At 59.6% G+C, this 19,633-nt stretch carries 16 protein-coding genes; 11 read left to right on the top strand and 5 right to left on the bottom strand.

Going from position 1 to position 19,633, the window contains the following annotated elements; translation table 11 throughout:
- Positions 1-566 precede the first annotated feature (566 nt).
- Both ACYZUA_RS18000 and ACYZUA_RS17995 read left to right on the top strand, forming a co-directional pair.
- Positions 567-1,640, top strand: a complete 1,074-nt coding sequence (locus tag ACYZUA_RS18000) for a WD40/YVTN/BNR-like repeat-containing protein (protein WP_461959956.1) — start codon at positions 567-569, stop codon at positions 1,638-1,640.
- 28 nt (positions 1,641-1,668) lie between these two features.
- A complete protein-coding gene (locus ACYZUA_RS17995; RefSeq protein WP_461959955.1) occupies positions 1,669-4,053 on the top strand; it encodes an efflux RND transporter permease subunit in 2,385 nt (794 codons plus the stop codon).
- A 196-nt stretch (positions 4,054-4,249) separates the two neighbouring features.
- On the opposite strand, the gene ACYZUA_RS17990 is transcribed toward ACYZUA_RS17995, so the two are convergent.
- Both ACYZUA_RS17990 and ACYZUA_RS17985 read right to left on the bottom strand, forming a co-directional pair.
- On the bottom strand, positions 4,250-4,969 hold the full coding sequence (locus ACYZUA_RS17990) for a FadR/GntR family transcriptional regulator (protein WP_461959954.1): 720 nt from the start codon (positions 4,967-4,969) through the stop codon (positions 4,250-4,252).
- A gap of 206 nt (positions 4,970-5,175) precedes the next feature.
- The gene (locus ACYZUA_RS17985; protein ID WP_150657573.1) at positions 5,176-6,912 is read right to left on the bottom strand and encodes an IlvD/Edd family dehydratase; all 1,737 of its coding nucleotides are present in this window, start codon (positions 6,910-6,912) and stop codon (positions 5,176-5,178) included.
- Positions 6,913-7,105: 193 nt separating this feature from the next.
- On the opposite strand from ACYZUA_RS17985, the gene ACYZUA_RS17980 reads away from it, so the two are divergent.
- From ACYZUA_RS17980 to ACYZUA_RS17940, 9 genes are all read left to right on the top strand, one after another.
- Positions 7,106-8,428, top strand: a complete 1,323-nt coding sequence (locus ACYZUA_RS17980; protein WP_076030998.1) for an MFS transporter — start codon at positions 7,106-7,108, stop codon at positions 8,426-8,428.
- A 148-nt stretch (positions 8,429-8,576) separates the two neighbouring features.
- Positions 8,577-9,569: an AraD1 family protein gene (gene araD1, locus ACYZUA_RS17975; RefSeq protein WP_461959953.1), complete on the top strand. Its 993-nt coding sequence runs from the start codon at positions 8,577-8,579 to the stop codon at positions 9,567-9,569.
- Positions 9,570-9,579: 10 nt separating this feature from the next.
- Positions 9,580-11,160 carry an aldehyde dehydrogenase (NADP(+)) gene (locus tag ACYZUA_RS17970; RefSeq protein WP_461959952.1) on the top strand — a complete coding sequence of 527 codons (1,581 nt, stop codon included), beginning with the start codon at positions 9,580-9,582 and terminating at the stop codon, positions 11,158-11,160.
- Positions 11,161-11,323: 163 nt separating this feature from the next.
- Entirely contained in the window at positions 11,324-11,620 is a 297-nt protein-coding gene (locus ACYZUA_RS17965; protein WP_461959951.1) for a DUF5629 family protein, read from the top strand.
- Positions 11,613-12,782, top strand: coding sequence for a lactonase family protein (locus ACYZUA_RS17960; protein WP_461964032.1), 1,170 nt, complete (start codon positions 11,613-11,615; stop codon positions 12,780-12,782). Before ACYZUA_RS17965 ends, ACYZUA_RS17960 begins: the two co-directional genes overlap by 8 nt.
- Before the next feature lie 155 nt (positions 12,783-12,937).
- Positions 12,938-13,117, top strand: coding sequence for a hypothetical protein (locus ACYZUA_RS17955; RefSeq protein ID WP_461959950.1), 180 nt, complete (start codon positions 12,938-12,940; stop codon positions 13,115-13,117).
- A gap of 208 nt (positions 13,118-13,325) precedes the next feature.
- Positions 13,326-13,451, top strand: coding sequence for a hypothetical protein (locus ACYZUA_RS17950; RefSeq protein ID WP_256580464.1), 126 nt, complete (start codon positions 13,326-13,328; stop codon positions 13,449-13,451).
- 115 nt (positions 13,452-13,566) lie between these two features.
- Positions 13,567-13,779, top strand: coding sequence for a hypothetical protein (locus ACYZUA_RS17945; RefSeq protein ID WP_461959949.1), 213 nt, complete (start codon positions 13,567-13,569; stop codon positions 13,777-13,779).
- Positions 13,776-14,033: a hypothetical protein gene (locus tag ACYZUA_RS17940; protein ID WP_461959948.1), complete on the top strand. Its 258-nt coding sequence runs from the start codon at positions 13,776-13,778 to the stop codon at positions 14,031-14,033. Before ACYZUA_RS17945 ends, ACYZUA_RS17940 begins: the two co-directional genes overlap by 4 nt.
- A 39-nt stretch (positions 14,034-14,072) precedes the next feature.
- Here ACYZUA_RS17940 and ACYZUA_RS17935 read toward each other — a convergent pair whose 3' ends face one another.
- From ACYZUA_RS17935 to ACYZUA_RS17925, 3 genes are read right to left on the bottom strand one after another with little or no spacing between them, the layout of a single operon-like run.
- Positions 14,073-14,669, bottom strand: a complete 597-nt coding sequence (locus tag ACYZUA_RS17935; protein WP_461959947.1) for a glutathione S-transferase — start codon at positions 14,667-14,669, stop codon at positions 14,073-14,075.
- The gene (locus tag ACYZUA_RS17930) at positions 14,666-18,307 is read right to left on the bottom strand and encodes an AAA family ATPase (protein ID WP_461959946.1); all 3,642 of its coding nucleotides are present in this window, start codon (positions 18,305-18,307) and stop codon (positions 14,666-14,668) included. Before ACYZUA_RS17930 ends, ACYZUA_RS17935 begins: the two co-directional genes overlap by 4 nt.
- Positions 18,304-19,548 carry an exonuclease SbcCD subunit D C-terminal domain-containing protein gene (locus tag ACYZUA_RS17925; RefSeq protein WP_461959945.1) on the bottom strand — a complete coding sequence of 415 codons (1,245 nt, stop codon included), beginning with the start codon at positions 19,546-19,548 and terminating at the stop codon, positions 18,304-18,306. The genes ACYZUA_RS17930 and ACYZUA_RS17925 overlap by 4 nt, the downstream gene beginning before the upstream one ends.
- Between the last annotated feature and the right edge of the window lie 85 nt (positions 19,549-19,633).

Genomic DNA, 19,633 nt, shown 5'->3' with positions numbered 1-19,633 from the left:
TGGCTGCGGCTGTGGCTTTAGATGTTGATCCTGCTTTTGATCTTTCGCCCCTTCGGCAGGCCGAGCGTAGGTGTTCATCAGGGGGTTAGGCGCGTAGCGCCGTGCGGCGAAGCCGCACACATCGAGAGGAGGTCGTCGCGAAGCAGACCGTAGGCGATGCCCCTTATGGACACCGTAGCGAGGGAACACTGAGCTTTAGCGAAGTGCCGTACGCCGGGGCGAAGCCTTTTGGTTCCTTTTTGGCGTTTGAAAAAGGGACTCGCTGTAAAAGCGAAACCATAATCAGCCGTTACCGCAGCAACGGATATGTACACCAACCAACCAACCAACCAATCACCGCACCTGATACCCAACCATTCAGCCAACCCGCATATCGCCCAGGTTAACAAAACATAACGTGGCGTCGATTGTCAGACCTTTCCAAACCCCGATAGGATAAGCCAGCTTCCGAAGGGGCTCTAGATTGCGTATTTCAGGACTAAACTCCAGTAAAGGCAATCGCAAAGAGCACCCTTATGGCGCCCAGAAAGGTTGAACGGCCTAACAATAATAATGGGGGAAGGTCTATGAGTGAGCCTGTCATGGGTGTGGGTATCTGCCGCCCGCCGGCATTACGCAAATTCGCGTTGCTGGCTACAGCGCTCTCGCTGTTGGGCTGTGCCGTGCTGTCGGCACCTGCGCTGGCCGCTGCTGCGCCAGCATCCGACATTGTCTATTCCGTTGAGTCTGCCAAAGCCAGCAAGAGCCTGATGCTCGACGTCGTGCACGCCGGCAAGCGTCTGGTGGCGGTCGGGGATCGCGGGCACATTTTGTATTCCGATGACCAGGGCGCGACCTGGGCCCAAGCCAAGGTGCCGACGCGGCAACTGCTGACGTCGGTGTATTTCGTCGATGATAAACACGGTTGGGCGGTCGGCCATGATGCGCAGATCCTCGCGAGCGAGGACGGCGGCATCACCTGGACCAAGCAATTCGAAGACCTGAAACGTGAATCGCCGCTGCTCGACGTCTGGTTCCAGGACGTCAATAGCGGCTTTGCCGTGGGTGCTTACGGCGCGTTGCTGACAACCACGGACGGCGGCAAGAACTGGGAAGATGTCAGCGATCGCCTCGACAACGAAGACCAGTACCACCTCAACGCCATCGCGGCGGTCAAGGATTCCGGTCTGTTCATCGTCGGCGAGCAGGGCAGCATGTTCCGCTCCGCCGACTGGGGTCAGACCTGGGAGAAGCTTGAAGGTCCCTATGAAGGCTCGCTGTTCGGCGTGATCGGCACCGCTCAAGCCAACACGCTGCTGGCCTACGGGCTGCGTGGCAATCTGTTTCGCTCCACCGATTTCGGCGGGACCTGGGAGCCGGTTGAGCTCAAGGCCGCTCGCGGTGCGCTGGAGTTCGGCCTGTCCGGCGCGACGCTGCTCGACAACGGTTCCATCGTGATCGTCGGCAACGGTGGCTCGGTGATCCGCAGCGACGACAACGGCGAAACCTTCAGCGTGTTCAACCGTCCGGATCGCATTTCCGTTTCGGCAGTCACCGCAGCGGGCAACGGCAATCTGATTCTGGCAGGACAGGGTGGCGTTCGCGTCACTTCGCCAACCGGCGCCGGCGCAGAGAATGGAAAAAACGGGTCGTCCAAATGAGCCGGGCAAATAATAAGAAGGCGGGTCTATGACATCCTTGAGCAGTCATCATCAAGACAAGGCGACGTTTCTTGAACGCCTGATTTTCAACAACCGCCCGGCAGTGATCACTATCTGCCTGCTGGTGAGTATTTTCCTGTTCTGGCAGGCGACGCTGATCCGTCCGTCCACCAGTTTCGAAAAAATGATCCCGCTCGACCATCCGTTCATTCAAAAGATGATGGAGCATCGCAACGATCTGGCGAACCTGGGCAACACAGTGCGCATCTCGGTGGAAGCCACTGATGGCGACATCTTCTCCAAGGAGTACATGGAGACCCTGCGTCAGATCAACGACGAGGTGTTCTACATCTCCGGTGTTGACCGTTCCGGCCTCAAGTCGCTATGGAGCCCGAGCGTGCGCTGGACCGAAGTGACGGAGGAGGGCTTCGCCGGTGGTGAAGTGATTCCCCAGAGCTACAACGGCTCCCAGCAAAGCCTCGACCTGTTGCGCAACAACGTGCTCAAGTCCGGTCAGGTCGGGCGTCTGGTGGCCAACGACTTCAAGTCGAGCATTGTCGATATCCCGCTGCTGGAGTCCTACCCGGACCCGCAAGACCAAGGCAAGTTGCTGGCGCTGGACTACCGCAAGTTCTCCCACGAGCTGGAAGAGAAGATCCGCGACAAGTTCGAAGCGCAGAACCCCAACGTGCAGATCCACATCGTCGGTTTCGCCAAGAAAGTCGGCGACCTGATCGATGGGCTGGTCATGGTGGTGATGTTCTTCGGCGTCGCCTTCATCATCACGTTGATCCTGCTCTACTGGTTCACCAACTGCATGCGCAGCACCGTGGCGGTGTTGAGTACGACGCTGGTTGCGGTGGTCTGGCAGCTGGGCTTGATGCACTTCTTTGGCTTCGGGCTCGATCCCTACTCGATGCTGGTGCCGTTCCTGATTTTCGCCATTGGTATTTCCCACGGCGTGCAAAAGATCAACGGTATCGCCTTGCAGTCCAGCGAGGCGGACAACGCACTGACTGCCGCGCGACGCACATTCCGTCAGTTGTTCCTGCCGGGGATGATTGCGATCCTCGCGGATGCGGTGGGTTTCATCACGCTGCTGATCATCGACATCGGCGTGATTCGTGAACTGGCCATCGGCGCCTCCATCGGCGTGGCGGTAATCGTGTTCACCAACCTGATTCTGCTGCCAGTGGCGATTTCCTACGTCGGCATCAGCAAACGCGCCGTCGAACGCAGCAAGAAAGACGCACACCGCGAACACCCGTTCTGGCGTCTGCTGTCGAACTTTGCCAGCCCGAAAGTCGCACCGGTGTCCATCGCGCTGGCCTTGCTGGCCTTTGGTGGCGGCCTCTGGTACAGCCAGAACCTGAAAATCGGTGACCTTGACCAAGGTGCTCCAGAGCTGCGTCCGGACTCGCGCTACAACAAGGACAACAACTTCATCATCAGCAATTATTCCACCAGTTCCGATGTGTTGGTGGTGATGGTCAAGACCAAGTCCGAAGGCTGCTCGCGCTACGAAGCCATGGCGCCGATCGACGAGCTGATGTGGAAGATGCAGAACACCGAGGGCGTGCAGTCGGCGATCTCGCTGGTGACGGTGTCCAAGCAGATGATCAAGGGCATGAACGAAGGCAACCTGAAATGGGAGACCCTGTCGCGTAACCCGGACGTGCTGAACAACTCGATCGCTCGGGCTGATGGCCTGTACAACAACAGTTGCTCCCTGGCGCCGGTGCTGGTGTTCCTCAACGACCACAAGGCCGCCACGCTGGATCGTGCCGTGCATGCGGTGCAGGACTTCGCCAAGGAGAACAACAAGGAAGGCCTGGAATTCATCCTCGCCGCCGGTAACGCCGGGATCGAGGCCGCCACCAACGAGGTGATCAAGGAATCCGAGCTGACCATCCTGATCCTGGTGTACATCTGCGTGGCGACCATGTGCATGATCACCTTCCGTTCATGGGCGGCGACGTTGTGCATCGTGCTGCCGCTGGTCCTGACCTCGGTACTAGGCAACGCCCTGATGGCTTTCATGGGCATTGGCGTGAAAGTCGCAACCCTGCCGGTTGTGGCACTCGGGGTGGGGATTGGCGTGGACTACGGGATCTACATCTACAGCCGTCTGGAAAGCTTCCTGCGTGCCGGTCTTCCGTTGCAGGAAGCCTATTACCAGACGCTGAAATCCACCGGTAAAGCCGTGTTGTTCACCGGTCTGTGCCTGGCGATCGGCGTGTGCACCTGGATTTTCTCGGCCATCAAGTTCCAGGCCGACATGGGCCTGATGCTGACCTTCATGCTGCTCTGGAACATGTTCGGCGCACTGTGGCTGTTGCCAGCGCTGGCGCGATTCCTGATCAAACCGGAGAAACTGGCGGGGCAGAAGGGCAATTCGCTGTTTGCTCACTGATCCCAGGTTGAAATAGAAAAGCCGCAACCATGGTTGCGGCTTTTTTACATCCCGAAATTCACACTGGCCCCCCCTGTAGGAGTGAGCCTGCTCGCGATAGCGGTCTAACATTCAACATCTATGTTGAATGACACTCCGTCATCGCGAGCAGGCTCGCTCCCACAGGGGAGTTTTGTAGCTGTTGGATCGTGTTGTGTCAGGAAGGATCAGCGCCGAGCACCGCATTCAACGCACTACGTGCATCATCCAACTGCACCAACGTCGCATGCCGCGCACCCAGCGCATCACGATTCTCGATCGCCGTCAGAATCGCCTTGTGCCGGGGCAATGCCAGTTCATGCAGATTCGGTCTCTGGTTGGAATGCTTCAAGGCTTCGGCAATCGCCACCGACAGCATGTTGCACAGGTTAGCCAGCAAGTCGTTATGGGTCGCATCGGCAATCCGGCTATGGAAATCCAGGTCCGGTTGCAACAGCGCTTCCGGCGTCGGCGCCGCTTCCATACGTTGGTAGGCTTCACCGATCGAGGCGATGTCATCGTCCGTGGCGAACTGCGCCGCGAGGGCGGCCGCTGCGGGTTCAATGATGCTGCGCACGCTGGTCAGCAAATCGAAGAATTCATTTTGCGGGCTGCTTTGCATCAGCCAGTGCAGCACATCCGGATCGAGCATGTGCCATTCCTTGCGCTGCTTGACCACCGTGCCCACTCGCGGACGGGAATACACCAGACCCTTGGCGACCAAAACCCGGGTAGCTTCGCGCAGGACTGGACGGCTGACCGCGTACTCCTCGCACAACAGGGCTTCGGCGGGCAGTTTGTCACACGGCTTGAAGCGTCCGGAAACGATCTGCATGCCCAGTTCCTGGACGATGCGCGAGTGCATGCTTTTGCGGACGGAGGGTTTGCGGTAATCCATGGGGAACGGCGCGATCCTGGGCGATGGGGTGCCGCGCATGATAACAGGCGCGGCGAGGACGGTCGCCAGAGCAAGCACAGTCCTGAATCAGATGATCATCTGTAGGAGCAAAGCTTGCTCGCGATAGCGGAGTGTCAGCCAACATAGATGCTGAATGTTAAACCGCTATCGCGAGCAAGCTTTGCTCCTACAGAGGGTGTGGGTGATCAGTGGGAGTGGCGCGGAACTTCAGAGCCACGGCAACCGACCAGGAAGTCGAAATCGCAACCCTGGTCCGCCTGCAGTACATGATCAATGTACAACTGACGATAACCGCCCACGATCAATTGCTGCGGTGGCTGCAAATCCGCCATGCGCGCCGCCAGTTCGGCGTCGGGAATGTCCAGGTGCAGACGACCGTTGGCGCAGTCGAGTTCGATCCAGTCACCTTCCTTCACGGTTGCCAGAGGTCCGCCAGCGGCCGCTTCCGGCGCTACGTGCAGAACGACAGTGCCGTACGCCGTGCCGCTCATGCGCGCATCGGAAATGCGCACCATGTCTGTCACGCCTTGGGCCAGCAACTTGGCCGGCAAGCCCATGTTGCCGACCTCGGCCATGCCCGGATAACCCTTCGGACCGCAGTTTTTCATCACCAGGATCGAGTTGGCATCCACCTCCAGCTCCGGATCGTTGATCCGTGCCTTGTACATGTCGAAGTTTTCGAACACCACCGCACGGCCGCGATGCTGCATGAGTTCGGCGCTGGCGGCGGAGGGCTTGAGCACTGCGCCCAGTGGCGCCAGATTCCCGCGCAACACACAGATGCCGCCGTCAGCGCGGATCGGGTTGTCGAGGGTGCGGATCACTTCGTCCTGGCCATAGATCGGCGCGTCTTTAGTGTTCTCGCCGAGGGTCTTGCCGTTAACGGTCAGGGCATTCGGATTGGGAATCAGGTTGGCCTCACCCAGACGACGCAGCACCGCTGGCAGGCCACCGGCGTAGTAGAACTCTTCCATCAGGAAACGCCCGGACGGTTGCAGGTCGACGATGGTCGGCATGCCGCGACCGATGCGGGTCCAGTCATCCAGATCCAGCTCCACGCCGATGCGCCCGGCAATGGCTTTCAAATGGATCACGGCATTGGTCGAACCACCGATGGCGGCGTTCACCCGAATGGCGTTTTCGAAGGCTTCTTTGGTGAGGATTTTTGACAGCTTCAAGTCTTCGCGAACCATCTCCACCGCGCGCATGCCGGACATGTGCGCCAGCACATAACGGCGCGCATCGACCGCCGGAATCGCCGCGTTGTGGGGCAGGGAAGTGCCCAGTGCTTCAGCCATGCAAGCCATGGTCGACGCGGTGCCCATGGTGTTGCAGGTACCGGCCGAGCGGGACATGCCACCCTCGGCCGCAAGGAAATCGTCGATGGTGATGGTGCCAGCCTTGACCTGTTCGCTGAGCTGCCAGACCACGGTGCCCGAGCCAATGTCCTGACCTTTGTGCTTGCCGTTGAGCATAGGCCCTCCGGTGACGACGATCGCCGGCACGTCGCAACTGGCCGCACCCATCAACAACGCCGGGGTGGTTTTGTCGCAGCCGGTCAGCAGCACGACACCGTCAATCGGGTTGCCGCGAATCGCTTCTTCGACGTCCATGCTCGCCAGGTTGCGGGTGAGCATGGCGGTCGGACGCAGGTTTGATTCACCGTTGGAGAACACCGGGAATTCCACGGGAAAGCCCCCAGCCTCGATCACCCCACGTTTGACGTGCTCCGCAATCTGGCGGAAATGCGCGTTGCACGGGGTCAGTTCCGACCAGGTGTTGCAGATGCCGATGATCGGCTTGCCGTGGAACTGGTGGTCAGCGATGCCCTGATTCTTCATCCAGCTGCGGTACATGAAGCCGTTCTTGTCGGCAGTGCCAAACCATTGGGCGGAGCGCAGGGTGGGTTTCTTATCAGACATGATCGGTTCTCTTATTGTATGACTATATTGTTCGAGCTGAGGCGTAACATAAGCGCAAATTTGGCCGTTTGGAAGTGTTGTTGCATAAATAGTATTACTATATAGTCCGTTTCAACGGAGGGATTGCCCTGGCGGTTTTCTGCGAGAGGCGTCCCCCGAGGTTCTATAACAACAACAATCGGAGACCGATCTCATGAGCCAGGAATTGCGGCTTATTCGTCGCATCACGCTGAAACTGATTCCCTTCCTGATCCTGCTGTACCTGATCGCCTATGTGGATCGCTCCGCCGTAGGCTTCGCCAAATTGCACATGGGCGCCGACCTCGGCATCGGTGACGCGGCTTACGGCTTGGGTGCCGGGCTGTTTTTCATTGGCTATTTCCTGCTGGAAATCCCTAGCAACCTGATGCTCGAACGCTTTGGCGCGCGGCGCTGGTTCGCGCGGATCATGGTCACCTGGGGCGCCATCACCATCGGTATGGCCTTCGTCCAGGGGCCGCACAGTTTCTATGTGATGCGCTTTCTGCTCGGCGCGGCGGAAGCCGGGTTCTTTCCGGGCGTTCTCTACTACATCACCCAGTGGTTCCCGGTGCGCCATCGCGGCAAGATCCTCGGGTTATTCATCCTTTCCCAACCCATCGCCATGTTGATCACCGGCCCGGTGTCCGGCGGTCTGCTCGGCATGGACGGCATTCTTGGCCTGCATGGCTGGCAGTGGCTGTTCATCGTCATCGGTGCCCCGGCGATCCTGTTGACCTGGCCGGTGCTGCGTTGGCTGCCGGATGGTCCGAAACAGGTGAAGTGGATGGACCAGGCCGAAAAGGACTGGCTGACCGGCGAACTGAAAAAGGATCTTGAGGAATACGGCCAGACCCGCCATGGCAATCCGTTGCACGCCCTCAAGGACAAACGTGTGTTGCTGCTGGCGCTGTTCTATCTGCCGGTGACCCTGAGCATCTACGGCCTGGGCTTGTGGCTGCCGACCCTGATCAAGCAGTTCGGTGGCACGGATCTGGTGACCGGTTTCGTGTCGTCGGTGCCGTACATCTTCGGGATCATCGGTTTGCTGATCATTCCGCGCAGTTCCGATCGCTTGAATGATCGCTACGGCCACTTGGCCGTGCTTTACGTGTTGGGTGCCATCGGCTTGTTTCTCAGCGCCTGGCTCACCGTGCCGGTGCTGCAACTGGCAGCGTTGTGCCTGGTGGCCTTCGCGCTGTTTTCCTGCACTGCGGTGTTCTGGACCTTGCCGGGCCGCTTCTTTGCCGGCGCCAGTGCGGCGGCCGGAATCGCCTTGATCAACTCGGTGGGCAACCTCGGCGGCTACATCGGTCCGTTCGTGATCGGCGCGCTCAAGGAATACACCGGCAATCTGGCTTCGGGTCTGTACTTCTTGTCCGGTGTGATGGTGTTCGGGCTGGTTTTGACCGGTGTGGTTTATCGCCTGTTGGAACGCAAGCACGTACTGCCGGCCGACCAGTTCGCTGCCAGCGCCCGAGGCGCGACCCGCACCTAAGGTTTCACACCTATCAACTGTGGGAGCGAGCCTGCTCGCGAAAGCGGAGTGTCAGTCACCATTACTGTTGGATGGACGGCCTCATCGCGAGCAGGCTCGCTCCCACATTGGTTTTGTGGCGTTTTCGGTTTGTCCAAAGGAGAAAATCATGCGTTTAGTTCAGTTCGAATTGAGTAACGGCGAGCGCCGGGTGGGCGTGGTCGATGACGGTCTGGTGCGCGAAGTGCAGGACGCACGCACGGTTCGCGACCTGGCGTTGGCCGCGATCGAGGCGGGCGTCAATCTTGAGCAACAGGTGAAAGCCCTGGGCCTGGGTGTCAGCCATGACTACGTAGAACTGTTGGCCACGTTGCGCATCCTGCCGCCATTGGATCACCCGGACCCGGCGCACATGCTGGTCAGCGGCACTGGCCTGACCCATTTGGGCAGCGCGTCGGCACGGGACAAAATGCATCAGCAAGTCGGCGACGAAGCGGCGATGACCGACACCATGCGCATCTTCAAATGGGGCGTGGAGGGCGGCAAACCGACGGCGGGGCAGGCCGGCGTACAACCGGAATGGTTCTACAAGGGCGACGGCAGCATCGTCGTGCGTCCGGGCCAACCGTTCCCGCTGCCGCCGTTTGCCGAAGACGCGGGGGAGGAGCCGGAGCTCAGCGGCCTCTACGTCATTGGCCACGACGGCAAACCGTATCGACTCGGTTTTGCCGTGGGTAACGAGTTCTCCGACCATGTGATGGAACGCAAAAACTACCTCTACCTGGCCCATTCCAAACTGCGCAGTTGCAGTTATGGCCCGGAACTTCGGGTCGGCGAATTGCCGGAGCATTTGGCAGGCACCAGCCGCATCCTGCGTAACGGTGAAGTGCTGTGGCAGAACGAATTTCTCAGTGGCGAGGCCAACATGTGCCACAGCCTGGAGAACCTCGAGTACCACCATTTCAAGTACAGCCAGTTCCTGCGCCCGGGCGATGTGCACATTCACTTCTTCGGCACTGCGACGCTGTCCTTTGCCGACGGCATTCGCACCCGGCCGGGTGACGTGTTCGAGATCAGTCAGGCCGAGTTCGGTGCACCGTTGATCAACGGGATTGCACCGGTTGAAGCAGCGTTCGAGCCCGGCACCGTTGGCACCCTTTAAGGAGATAGGCATGACCCAGATTCTTGGTCACAACTACATCGGCGGTCAGCGCAGCGCTGCCGGCGAAATCATCGTCAACAGCGTTGATGCCAGCACGAGCGAAAACCTGCCTTACAGTTTCCACCAGGCCACCCTTGAAGAAGTCGATTCCGCCGCCAGGGCTGCCGCCACGGCTTATCCGACTTATCGCAGCCTGAGCGCCGAACGCAGAGCGCAATTTCTCGACGCGATTGCCGATGAACTGGACGCGCTGGGCGATGACTTTGTTGCGCTGGTCTGCCGCGAAACCGCGCTGCCAGATGCACGCATTCAAGGCGAGCGCGGTCGCACCAGCGGCCAGATGCGTCTGTTCGCCAAAGTACTGCGTCGCGGTGATTTCTACGGAGCGCGGATCGATCGGGCATTGCCCGAGCGCCAACCGTTGCCGCGTCCGGACTTGCGTCAGTACCGCATCGGCCTCGGCCCGGTGGCTGTGTTTGGTGCGAGCAATTTTCCGTTGGCGTTTTCCACGGCGGGCGGTGACACCGCGTCGGCGTTGGCCGCTGGTTGCCCGGTGGTGTTCAAGGCTCACAGCGGTCACATGGCCACAGCCGAACAGGTGGCCGACGCGATCATCCGCGCCGCAGAAAAAACCGGGATGCCGGCCGGCGTGTTCAACATGATCTACGGCGGAGGGGTCGGCGAAGCGCTGGTCAAGCATCCGGCGATCCAGGCGGTTGGCTTTACTGGTTCATTGAAGGGCGGTCGTGCGTTGTGCGACATGGCCGCCGCGCGTCCACAACCGATCCCGGTGTTCGCCGAGATGTCGAGCATCAACCCGGTGATCGTGTTGCCGCAGGCGCTGCTAGTTCGCGCCGAATCGGTCGCCCGCGACCTGACCGCTTCGGTGGTTCAGGGCTGTGGTCAGTTCTGCACCAATCCCGGTTTGGTGATCGGTATTCGCTCGCCGCAGTTCACCACCTTCATGCAACAGGTGACGGGCCTGATCGGCGATCAGCCGGCGCAAACCATGCTCAATGCCGGGACCTTGAGCAGCTATGGCCAAGGCCTGCAAAAACTCCTCGCGCATCCCGGCATTGAGCATCTGGCCGGCAATCCGCAACAAGGCAATCAGGCACAACCACAGCTGTTCAAGGCCGATGTCAGCCTGTTGATCAATGGCGACGAAGTGCTGCAGGAGGAAGTGTTCGGCCCGACCACGGTGTTTGTCGAAGTCGCCGATCAGGCGCAACTCAGCGCCGCAGTGAACGGCCTGCACGGGCAGCTGACGGCGACGATCATTGGCGAACCGGCGGACTTCGAGCAGTTTGCTGAGCTGACGCCGTTGCTGGAACAGAAGGTCGGACGGATCCTGCTCAACGGCTATCCGACCGGCGTGGAAGTCTGCGATTCGATGGTCCATGGCGGGCCGTATCCGGCAACTTCCGATGCGCGCGGCACGTCGGTCGGCACGTTGGCCATCGACCGTTTTCTGCGCCCGGTATGCTTCCAGAACTACCCCGACAGCCTGCTGCCGGACGCGTTGAAGAATGGCAATCCGCTGCGTATTCAGCGGTTGGTGGATGGCCAACCATCCCGCGAAGCCCTCTAACGGCGAGCACAATCCCTGTGGGAGCGAGCCTGCTCGCGAAAGCGGTGGTTCAGCTTGCATCGATGTCGGATGTACCGCCGTCTTCGCGAGCAGGCTCGCTCCCACATTGGTCTCAGGCGCAATGAGCTATCATTGCGTCTTTCCCATTCAAAGATTGACTGCCATGACTGCCGCAACCGACACCTTGCTCGCCACCCTCGAACACTGCGATATGGTGGAAATCGACGGGCTGCACGCCTTCGAATTCTCCCTCGATGAAGACGATAACCTGCACATCGAATGCCTGGACGGTCGTGTGTCCAGGCACTGGGAGTTCACCCCGGCCGAAGTCCAGGCCGCGACCTTCGATCCAACCCTGCAAAGCTGGCTGATTACCGGCAGTTCCGGTGAGCACCGGTTGGTGTGCATGACCGCGTTCCGCGGTGATGACGACGAGGAAGAAGCGAATGAGGATGCGTAAGCTCTGGCCACTGTTGATGGCCGGCAGCGTCGGCGCGATGGGTTTTCAGGTTGCGTCGGCCGACGACTATCAGTTGCTGGTCGGCTCCTACACAGCCGGTCAGAGCCAGGGGATTTATCGCCTGAACTTCGACAGCGCTACCGGGCAGATTGATGCCAAGCCGCTGCAAGTGGTCAAGAGCGAAAATCCATCCTGGCTGACCCTGTCCAAGGACCAGCGTCAGCTGTTCGTGGTCAACGAAAACGGCCCGGGACAGACTGATCCGGTAGGGCGTGTCAGCAGTTATGCGATCGATCCCGAAACCCATGAATTGAGCCTGATCAATCAGGTGCAAAGCCTGGGCAACGAGCCGACGCATTCGAGTCTCGGCTATGAAGCCGGTCACCTGTTTGTCAGCAACTATTCGGTGTCTGAAGATCCGGGTGGCACCCTGGCGGTGCTGCCGGTAGGCGCCGATGGCAAGCTCAAACCGGTGGTGCAGATGAGCAGCCATCCATCAAGCCGGGTCAATCCCGAGCGGCAGATGTCGGCGCACGTGCATTCAACGGTTTCCTCGCCGGACGGCAAGTATGTGTTCTCCAATGACTTGGGCGCCGACAAGATCTTTGCCTACCGCTTCGACCCCAAGGCCAACCCGGAACTGCCCTTGATCGCCGCTTCGCCGGCGTCTGTCCATTTGCCACCCGGCAGCGGGCCGCGTCATCTGCTGTTCAGCGCCGATGGCAAGCACGCGTGGCTGACCATGGAAATGAGTGCGCAGGTCGCGGTGTTCGATTACAAGGACGGCCAACTCAAGCAAACGCAAATGGTCGAGTTGGCGACGGGGCAACCCGCTTCGGACAAGGCAGCCGCTGCGCTTCACGCGTCGAGTGATGGCAAGTTCCTCTATGTCAGCAACCGTGGCACCGCCAATCAGTTGCTGGTGTTCGCCATCAATCCTGCGACCGGGCACCTCAAGGAGCTGCAGCGCCGTTCCGTAGAAGGTGATCACCCGCGTGAGTTCAGCCTCGATCCGAGTGGCAGGTTCTTGTTGATCGCCAATCAGAAAAGCAACCAGATTGTCGTCGTCGAGCGCGATTCAAAGACAGGCCTGCTGGGTCAAACCGTGCAAAAACTGCCGATGGATGCCCCGAGCGACCTCAAGTTTCTGGTGCGTCAATAGGCCGCAGGCCCCGGTTGATGGGGCCTGCATCCTTCTATTAATGACGCTGATATCTGCTAATGCTACAAAAGATTTCAAGGCGCCAACCTCGAAGGTTAAGTTTGCTTCACGGCCCCACCGGGCAAGCAAGCCAACTGAATCCGAGGAACACCGCCATGAACTTAAATCTCTTCTCCGTCATCGCCGCTTCCGCCATCTCTGCCACCGTTGCGTTGCCAGCCAGCGCCAACGTTGAAATCAGCGACAAAAAATCCCACGCCCAAAGCTACACCCAGAAATACCTGCAACAGAGCGCCAACTTCTACGCGGCTCTGGATCACAAGACCCAAGCCTGAAATGTGAACCCTGCACCCTTTATGCAGGAGCGAAGTCACTTGCGCCGATCGAGCTGAAAAGCTTTGAGAAACCCGAGTGATGTCGCTCCTGCATAACGCGTTTACGACAGCATCATATTGCTATCAATGTAGTGCTTGATATCACATGGCCATAAGTTTAAATTTGACGCTGATTTTTTGACTCCTTCTCATGATAAGGATCGACAGCATGGCAATGCGTCTGGCCGTGGTTCTTCTGTTTCTCTATTCCACCCCCATTCTTTCGGCTGCCCAGCCCGTTCCAGATGAGCCGGATGCGGCCCGCGAACGCATGATGAGTTTTATTGAAGACTGAGATAGTTTGGTTTAATGATTAACGAAGCTGATGGTCACTATGGATAACCCTGAGTGGTTATCACCGCTTTTTTGATCGATTCTGCGGGCATCGAAACATGCCTGCGGAGAACATCATGGCCAGCGCAATCATCACTTCTGCCAAACACGGCGCCTACCTGGCTATCGCTCTTTACTTAGCCATGGTGCTGGTTTTCAGCCTCTCGCCTCAATCGCAACAGACCCTCGATGCGCCGATTCAAGTCACTCATCCCGGCATCCAGTTTGAACACCGTTCGCAAAGCGCGATGGTCGATCAGGCTGAACTCGCAGGAGTCGCCGGGGCATGAAAGGGCACAGACTTTGGGTCATCGCCTTCCTGGCGTTCATGACCAATGGATCTTCCTTGCTGGGGATCGGACAGGGCTCGGCGGGGTCGGTGGCACGGACTATCGAAGCGAATCACAACCTTGCTCGCAACATTGAAACCGCGAAGGCCCTGGGGCTGCTGGCCGGCAATCCGCCAATGGAACGGCAGGACGATTTCTTCGGGCCGTTCCAGGTGGATTGCTCGGTGTTGCAGATGTGTGAAGTGTTGGCGTGAGTCGCCTAGACGCGCACCTTGTAGCAGGGATCGGCGCGGCTACGTGCCCATCACCCCCATAAATAGCTCCGACTCCAGAAACCGCTGCAACCAGGCCTGCAAACGCCGATAGGGCGTCTGCCCGAACCACTCACGATCCACATGGGCGAACTGCCGCACGAACGGCATCAGTGCCACATCCGCCAGACTCGGATGCTCGGCCAGCAAGTAGTCGCGTCCTTCCAGCAACTCATCGAGCCTGCGCAAAAACACCTCGCCCTCGGCGCGATAAAACGTCATCGGCTGCTCGGGGTATCGTTCGGCGTACTTGTAGCGATTCAGGTGCACCTTGAACACCTGATCGTTTTCTTCGATCAGCTCGGCGATGAGTTGCTGACCGACAGGATCATCCTTGAGCAACCAATCCTGCGGATCGCGCTGCGCCAACGCCCACTGCATGATCGCCAGGCTTTCATCGATCACCTGACCGTCGACGCTCAGCACCGGTACCGTGCCTTTGCTCGACAGCGCCAGCATCTCTGCAGGTTTGGCCTTCAGGCTGACCTCGACAATGTTCACCGCCACGCCGGAGTAGCGCAGGGCCATGCGCGCCCGCATCGCGTAGGGGCAGCGGCGGAAGGAATACAGCGTATTCATTTCACCTCCAGCGTACTCAGGCCGTTGCCCTGACGACGGACCTGAATCTGCACCGGAATCCGTTCATGCATTTCCTGCACGTGTGAAATCACCGCGACTTTTCGTCCCTGCGCTTGCAAGCCGTCGAGAGCATCCATGGCCAGTTGCAGGGATTCCGGATCAAGGCTGCCGAAGCCTTCATCGATGAACAATGATTCGATTTTCAGCGTGCTCGATGCCATGGACGCCAAACCAAGCGCGAGGGCCAGCGACACCAGGAACGTCTCGCCGCCGGACAACGAATGCACCGAACGCAGTTCATCACCCATCTCGGTGTCCATCACCAACAACCCGAGCATGCTGCCGCCACGTTTGAGGCGATAGCGCCGCACCAGTTGCCGTAACTGAACGTTGGCGTGATGCACCAGCAGGTCGAGGTTGTAGGCCTGGGCGATCTTACGGAAGGTGTCGCCCGTGGCCGAACCGATCAGAGCATTCAAACGTGCCCAGCGCTGATATTCGGTGTAGGCGTCGGCAATCTGCTGCGCGAGGGCCTGATTGGCGTTTTGTCGGCGCTGATCCTCGGCCTGTTCGGCGCGCAGTTCGGCGCAACGGTGCTCGCTGGCGGTGAACAGGTTTTGCAGCTCGGCAAGCGCCGTCGCCAGTTGTTCGGCGTCTAGATTGCCGTTGTGCTGTGTTTGATGATTGAGCAGGCGCTGATCGCGTTCCTGCAACAGGACCTTGGTCTGTTCGATGGCTTTTTCGCTTTGCTGCAATTGCTGACGCAGCTCGCTGACCTGCTGGTCGTCGACACTCAGCAGATCTTCCAGACCATCGTCATCCAGTTCCGGATGCAATGCGCGCCAGTCGGCGATCTTGCTGCTCAGCTCGCGATCTTCGGTTTCCAGTGCCTGCGAGCGTTCCTGCTGGGCCTTGAGTTCGGCGCCCAGCTGCACCAGCCGCGTACGCACGGTTTGCAGTTCCTGATTGGCCGTCGCCTCAGCATTGCGCGCCTGTTCGACGGCTTGATCCAATTGCTGCTGCCACTGCTCGGCGCTGGAGTGTTCGCCGAGCAATTGCGTGAGTTTTTGCTGGCAGGCCTGTTGCTGGTCGGCGAGGGCGGTGAACTGCTGTCGGGCCGTTTCCAACTGCTGGATGCGCGTGAGTTGGCGGTCCTGTTCTTTCTCCAGCGTCTGCTGCCGTTGTTGCTGTTCGCTGAGTTCATCGCGTTGCTGATCGAGTTGTTCCAGGCGCTGGCTGATCTGCCGGTCCAATTGCATGAAGGTCGCGGCCGGTTCGTTGCGCAGCGCTTGCAGCGTATCGGCCGGGAGCAGCGTGCTGAACGCTGTCAACTCTTCGTCCAGACGCTGGCGATCACTGCTCAACTCACGTTGCTGGTTGGCCAGGTGCTGGGCTGCTTGCTGGCTCGCCGCTTCAGCGCTACGCAGTTGCTGTTGAAGGCGCGCGGCGTCCTGTTGCAGGGTGAGCAGGGCGGTTTGCCGTTGTTCGTCCTGAGTGATGCTTTGGTTCAACTGGTTGTTTTGCTGCACCAGCCAGGCATCGCGTTTAGGCGAATCCTGCGTCAACAGCTGCGCAGATAACGGATGTGCTTCAAGGCTCGGTGCCAGGCTCTGCTGCTGGGTTGCGAGGTGTTCTTGCTGTTGCAGCAACTCCTTTTGCTGCGCAATAACGCCGCCCACTTCAGCGCGCAGTTCAGTGAGCTTTTCTTTCAGCAGGTCGACGGCTTTTTGTGCGTTGGCCTGTTCGCTTTCATCATGCCGACCCAGGCTTTGCAGCAGGGCTTCGGGTTGATGATAGGGATGGTCGGGGCTGCCGCAGACCGGGCACGGTTGATCGTCCTGCAACTGCTCGCGCAGTTCTTCGACGCTGGCGCTGCGGGCCAGGCGCTGGCGTTCCAGCAGTTCGCGGGTGACGTTCAGGGTCTGTTCGGCAACGACCAATTCGTTCTTGGCCTTCACTCCGTCCTGAGTCAGACGTTCTCGTTCTTGCTGAGCGGTGAGCTGGCGCTGCTGGAGTTCGGACGCGCGCTTGTCCAGTTCCTGCTGACTGGCCCACAGGCGCGTCAGCTCTTCAAAGGCTCGCTGCTGTTTGCGGTTGTCTTGCAACAGACTACCGAGAATCCGGATCTGCTCGGCCACTGCCTCCGGTTCGGCGCCAGCCTCCTTGTACAGCACTTCAAGGCTCTGGCGCTGAGTGGACAGGTCCTCGGCAGCGCGAGCGGCGCTCTGTTCCAGGGCGGCCAGTTCGGCCTGGCCCTTGTTCAGGCGATTGCCGATCAGCATCAGCTGTTGCAGGCGATCACGGTAGGCGTTCCAGGCATCGCTCAAAGGCGCCAGAGGGGTGCTTTGCTCAAGCTCCCCGGCAATCCGCTGCAAACGTTCGGCGACCTGTTTCTGTTGGTCGAGCAAACCTTGGATCGTGTTTTGGCCTTGAGTGCAGGCCAGTTCCGCCTGCTGCTTGAGGTCGGCACTGAGGCTGGCGTCTTTGACCAGACGGGCGAGGGTGCTTTGCGCTTCGAAGGCCTGACGCAGCAGCGGAGCGCTTATGGTGTGTTGGCTTTGGGACTCGACCAGCGCGGTCTGCGCAGCACTCAGGCTGTGTTCGAGTTGCGCCTGGCGCTCGTTCAACTCGGTTTGCTGTTGGGTGTGCTGCTGAATCTGCGCGGCCAGCGGTGTGAGCTGGGCAGTGAGTTCTGTTTTTCGGGCGAACTGGTGCCGTTGCGGGGCCAATTGCTCCAGGCGAGTCAGCTTCAGACGTTCGCCGGCCAGACCTTCCCAGTGCTGCCGGGCCGATTGCAGCTGCTCGGTGGCGCTCTGTTGTTCGTCCTGCAACTGGCGCAAATCCTTGAGCCAGGTGTGTTGCAGTTCCAATTGCCTGAGTTGCGCTTGCTGGGTCTTGAGTTGCTGCTGAGCCTCGTTGAAGCGTTCATCGAGTTCCGCGCGTGCTTCTGGCGACAGCGGTGTCACACCGGTGGCTTGATCCTGCAGAAGCTTGTGGGTTTCGCGAGCCTCTTTGGTCTTGTCGAACGCCCGGCGACCGAGGCGCGTATAGAGCGCGGTGTCGGTGAGTTTTTCCAGCAGTTCGCTCCGTTCGTTGTCGTTAGCCTTGAGGAACGCACTGAATTCGCTCTGGGCCAACAGCACCGCGCGGGTGAATTGCTCGAAGTTCAGGCCCAGTACGGATTCGAGCTGGGTTTTGAATTCAACTTTCTGACTGGCCAGCAATTGATCCAGATCGATGTCACGCAAACTCTGACGGCTGGCTTGCAGCTTGCCGCCGGCCTTCTCGCGGGCGCGATTGGCCTCCCAGCGAGCGCGGTAGCGACGGCCATCGATGCCAACGAAATCTACTTCGGCATAACCTTCGCCCGTTCCACGACGCAGCAGCGTGCGGGGGTCGCCAGTGCTGATCTCGCCGTCGGCGTCTGGCGCTTTGGCAGACACCTGAGCATTGCTCAGCCGAGGCACAGCACCGAACAACGCCAGGCACAAGGCGTCGAGCAAGGTGCTTTTGCCGGCGCCGGTCGGCCCGGTGATCGCGAACAGACCGGCGCTGGCCAACGGCTCAGCGGTAAAGTCGATTTCAAAGGGCCCGGCCAGTGAGGCTAGATTTTTCAAGCGGATCGCGAGGATCTTCATGCTGGTTCGCTCTCCATCTGCACGTCTTGCAACAGCTCGGCGAAGTCCTTGAGTGTTTGTTCATCGACCTCGCTGCCGTAGTTGTCCTGCCAGGCGCGGCTGAACAGTTCCTGAGGTGAGAGCTGGTCTAGTTCGATCAAGGTCGTGCCGTCATCGACGCCATCGCGGCTGCCGTTACCGGCGTATTCAGCGGCGATCCGCACCAGGCGCACGGCTTTGCCTTGCAGGGCGGTTTCCACTTGATAACGCAAGTCGGGTTGCGGCTCATCGAGGCGCACCCGAACTTCCAGCCACGGCTGGCGTTGGATATCGGCCAGCAGGTCGATGTTCGGCAAGTCGGCCAGTTGCAGCAGGATTTCCGCCAGTGGCGCGGAACCGATGCGTTGCAGATTCACCGCCCGGGGAATCAGTCTGGGTTCGACGCTGACCAGGGTTTCGCCTTTCAGTTGGATGTCGAGAATCTGGTGCTGATAGCCAATCTCGGAGAACGACAACGGAATCGGCGAGCCGCTGTAGCGGATGCGCTCTTCACCATTGACCTTCTGCGGCTTGTGCAAGTGACCGAGGGCGACGTAACTGATGCTCGGCCCGAACAGGCTGGCGGGCAGCGCTTCGGCGTTACCGATGATCAGGCTGCGCTCGGAGTCTTCCGAGACCGAACCGCCGGCCATGTGCGCGTGGCTGATGGCGATTAGCGCCTGGCCCGGTTTGCGCTTGGCATTGGCCGCTTCGATCAGCCATTCGTGAACCTGACCGATGCCGCGCAGGTAGTTGTCACCCAAGTGCGCGCCGGTCACTTCGGCGGGTCGCAGGAACGGCAGCGCCAGGCACCAAGCGACGGTTTTGCCCTTGGCATCCGGTAATGGCAGCAACAGGCGTTCGGCGTCGAGTTGACCGTCATCCAGCCACAGCACACGACCCAGCGCATGCGTGCGCAAACGCCGCATCAACGGCGCGGGCAGTTCAATGCGCGAGCCGGAATCGTGGTTGCCGGCGATCATCACAATGGTCAGCTTTGGCTGTTGTTCATGAGCGCTGACGATGAAATCGTAGAGACGCTCCTGGGCTTTGACCGGCGGATTGACCGTGTCGAAGATATCGCCGGCGATCAGCAGCACGTCTGGCTGGTCCAGCTTCAGCTGGCGCAGCAGCCATTCGAGGAAGCAGGCGTGTTCGAAATCGCGTTCCTGGCCATGCAGATTTTGCCCGAGGTGCCAGTCGGAGGTGTGAAACAGACGCAAGGTGAACTCCGTAGGAAATAAGGTGATGGCCGCGAGGAAAATGATGGCGGCTAAAGGGGAGGGAGTTTACTGGCAAAAGACCGGG

The organism is Pseudomonas sp. LS2P72 (assembly GCF_054897865.1).
The sequence above is the reverse complement of the archived record's forward strand: the minus strand, read 5'-3'. Positions and strand labels throughout refer to the sequence as shown.

Excerpts from the sequence above, each read along its gene's own strand:
- ACYZUA_RS17955 (WP_461959950.1), top strand. The coding sequence starts at position 12,938 with ATGAACTTAAATCTCTTCTCCGTCATCGCCGCTTCCGCCATCTCTGCC.
- ACYZUA_RS17980 (WP_076030998.1), top strand. The coding sequence starts at position 7,106 with ATGAGCCAGGAATTGCGGCTTATTCGTCGCATCACGCTGAAACTGATT.
- ACYZUA_RS17985 (WP_150657573.1), bottom strand. The coding sequence starts at position 6,912 with ATGTCTGATAAGAAACCCACCCTGCGCTCCGCCCAATGGTTTGGCACT.
- ACYZUA_RS17965 (WP_461959951.1), top strand. The coding sequence starts at position 11,324 with ATGACTGCCGCAACCGACACCTTGCTCGCCACCCTCGAACACTGCGAT.
- ACYZUA_RS17995 (WP_461959955.1), top strand. The coding sequence starts at position 1,669 with ATGACATCCTTGAGCAGTCATCATCAAGACAAGGCGACGTTTCTTGAA.
- ACYZUA_RS17940 (WP_461959948.1), top strand. The coding sequence starts at position 13,776 with ATGAAAGGGCACAGACTTTGGGTCATCGCCTTCCTGGCGTTCATGACC.
- ACYZUA_RS18000 (WP_461959956.1), top strand. The coding sequence starts at position 567 with ATGAGTGAGCCTGTCATGGGTGTGGGTATCTGCCGCCCGCCGGCATTA.
- ACYZUA_RS17960 (WP_461964032.1), top strand. The coding sequence starts at position 11,613 with ATGCGTAAGCTCTGGCCACTGTTGATGGCCGGCAGCGTCGGCGCGATG.
- ACYZUA_RS17935 (WP_461959947.1), bottom strand. The coding sequence starts at position 14,669 with ATGAATACGCTGTATTCCTTCCGCCGCTGCCCCTACGCGATGCGGGCG.
- ACYZUA_RS17945 (WP_461959949.1), top strand. The coding sequence starts at position 13,567 with ATGGCCAGCGCAATCATCACTTCTGCCAAACACGGCGCCTACCTGGCT.
- araD1 (WP_461959953.1), top strand. The coding sequence starts at position 8,577 with ATGCGTTTAGTTCAGTTCGAATTGAGTAACGGCGAGCGCCGGGTGGGC.
- ACYZUA_RS17970 (WP_461959952.1), top strand. The coding sequence starts at position 9,580 with ATGACCCAGATTCTTGGTCACAACTACATCGGCGGTCAGCGCAGCGCT.
- ACYZUA_RS17930 (WP_461959946.1), bottom strand. The coding sequence starts at position 18,307 with ATGAAGATCCTCGCGATCCGCTTGAAAAATCTAGCCTCACTGGCCGGG.
- ACYZUA_RS17950 (WP_256580464.1), top strand. The coding sequence starts at position 13,326 with ATGGCAATGCGTCTGGCCGTGGTTCTTCTGTTTCTCTATTCCACCCCC.
- ACYZUA_RS17990 (WP_461959954.1), bottom strand. The coding sequence starts at position 4,969 with ATGGATTACCGCAAACCCTCCGTCCGCAAAAGCATGCACTCGCGCATC.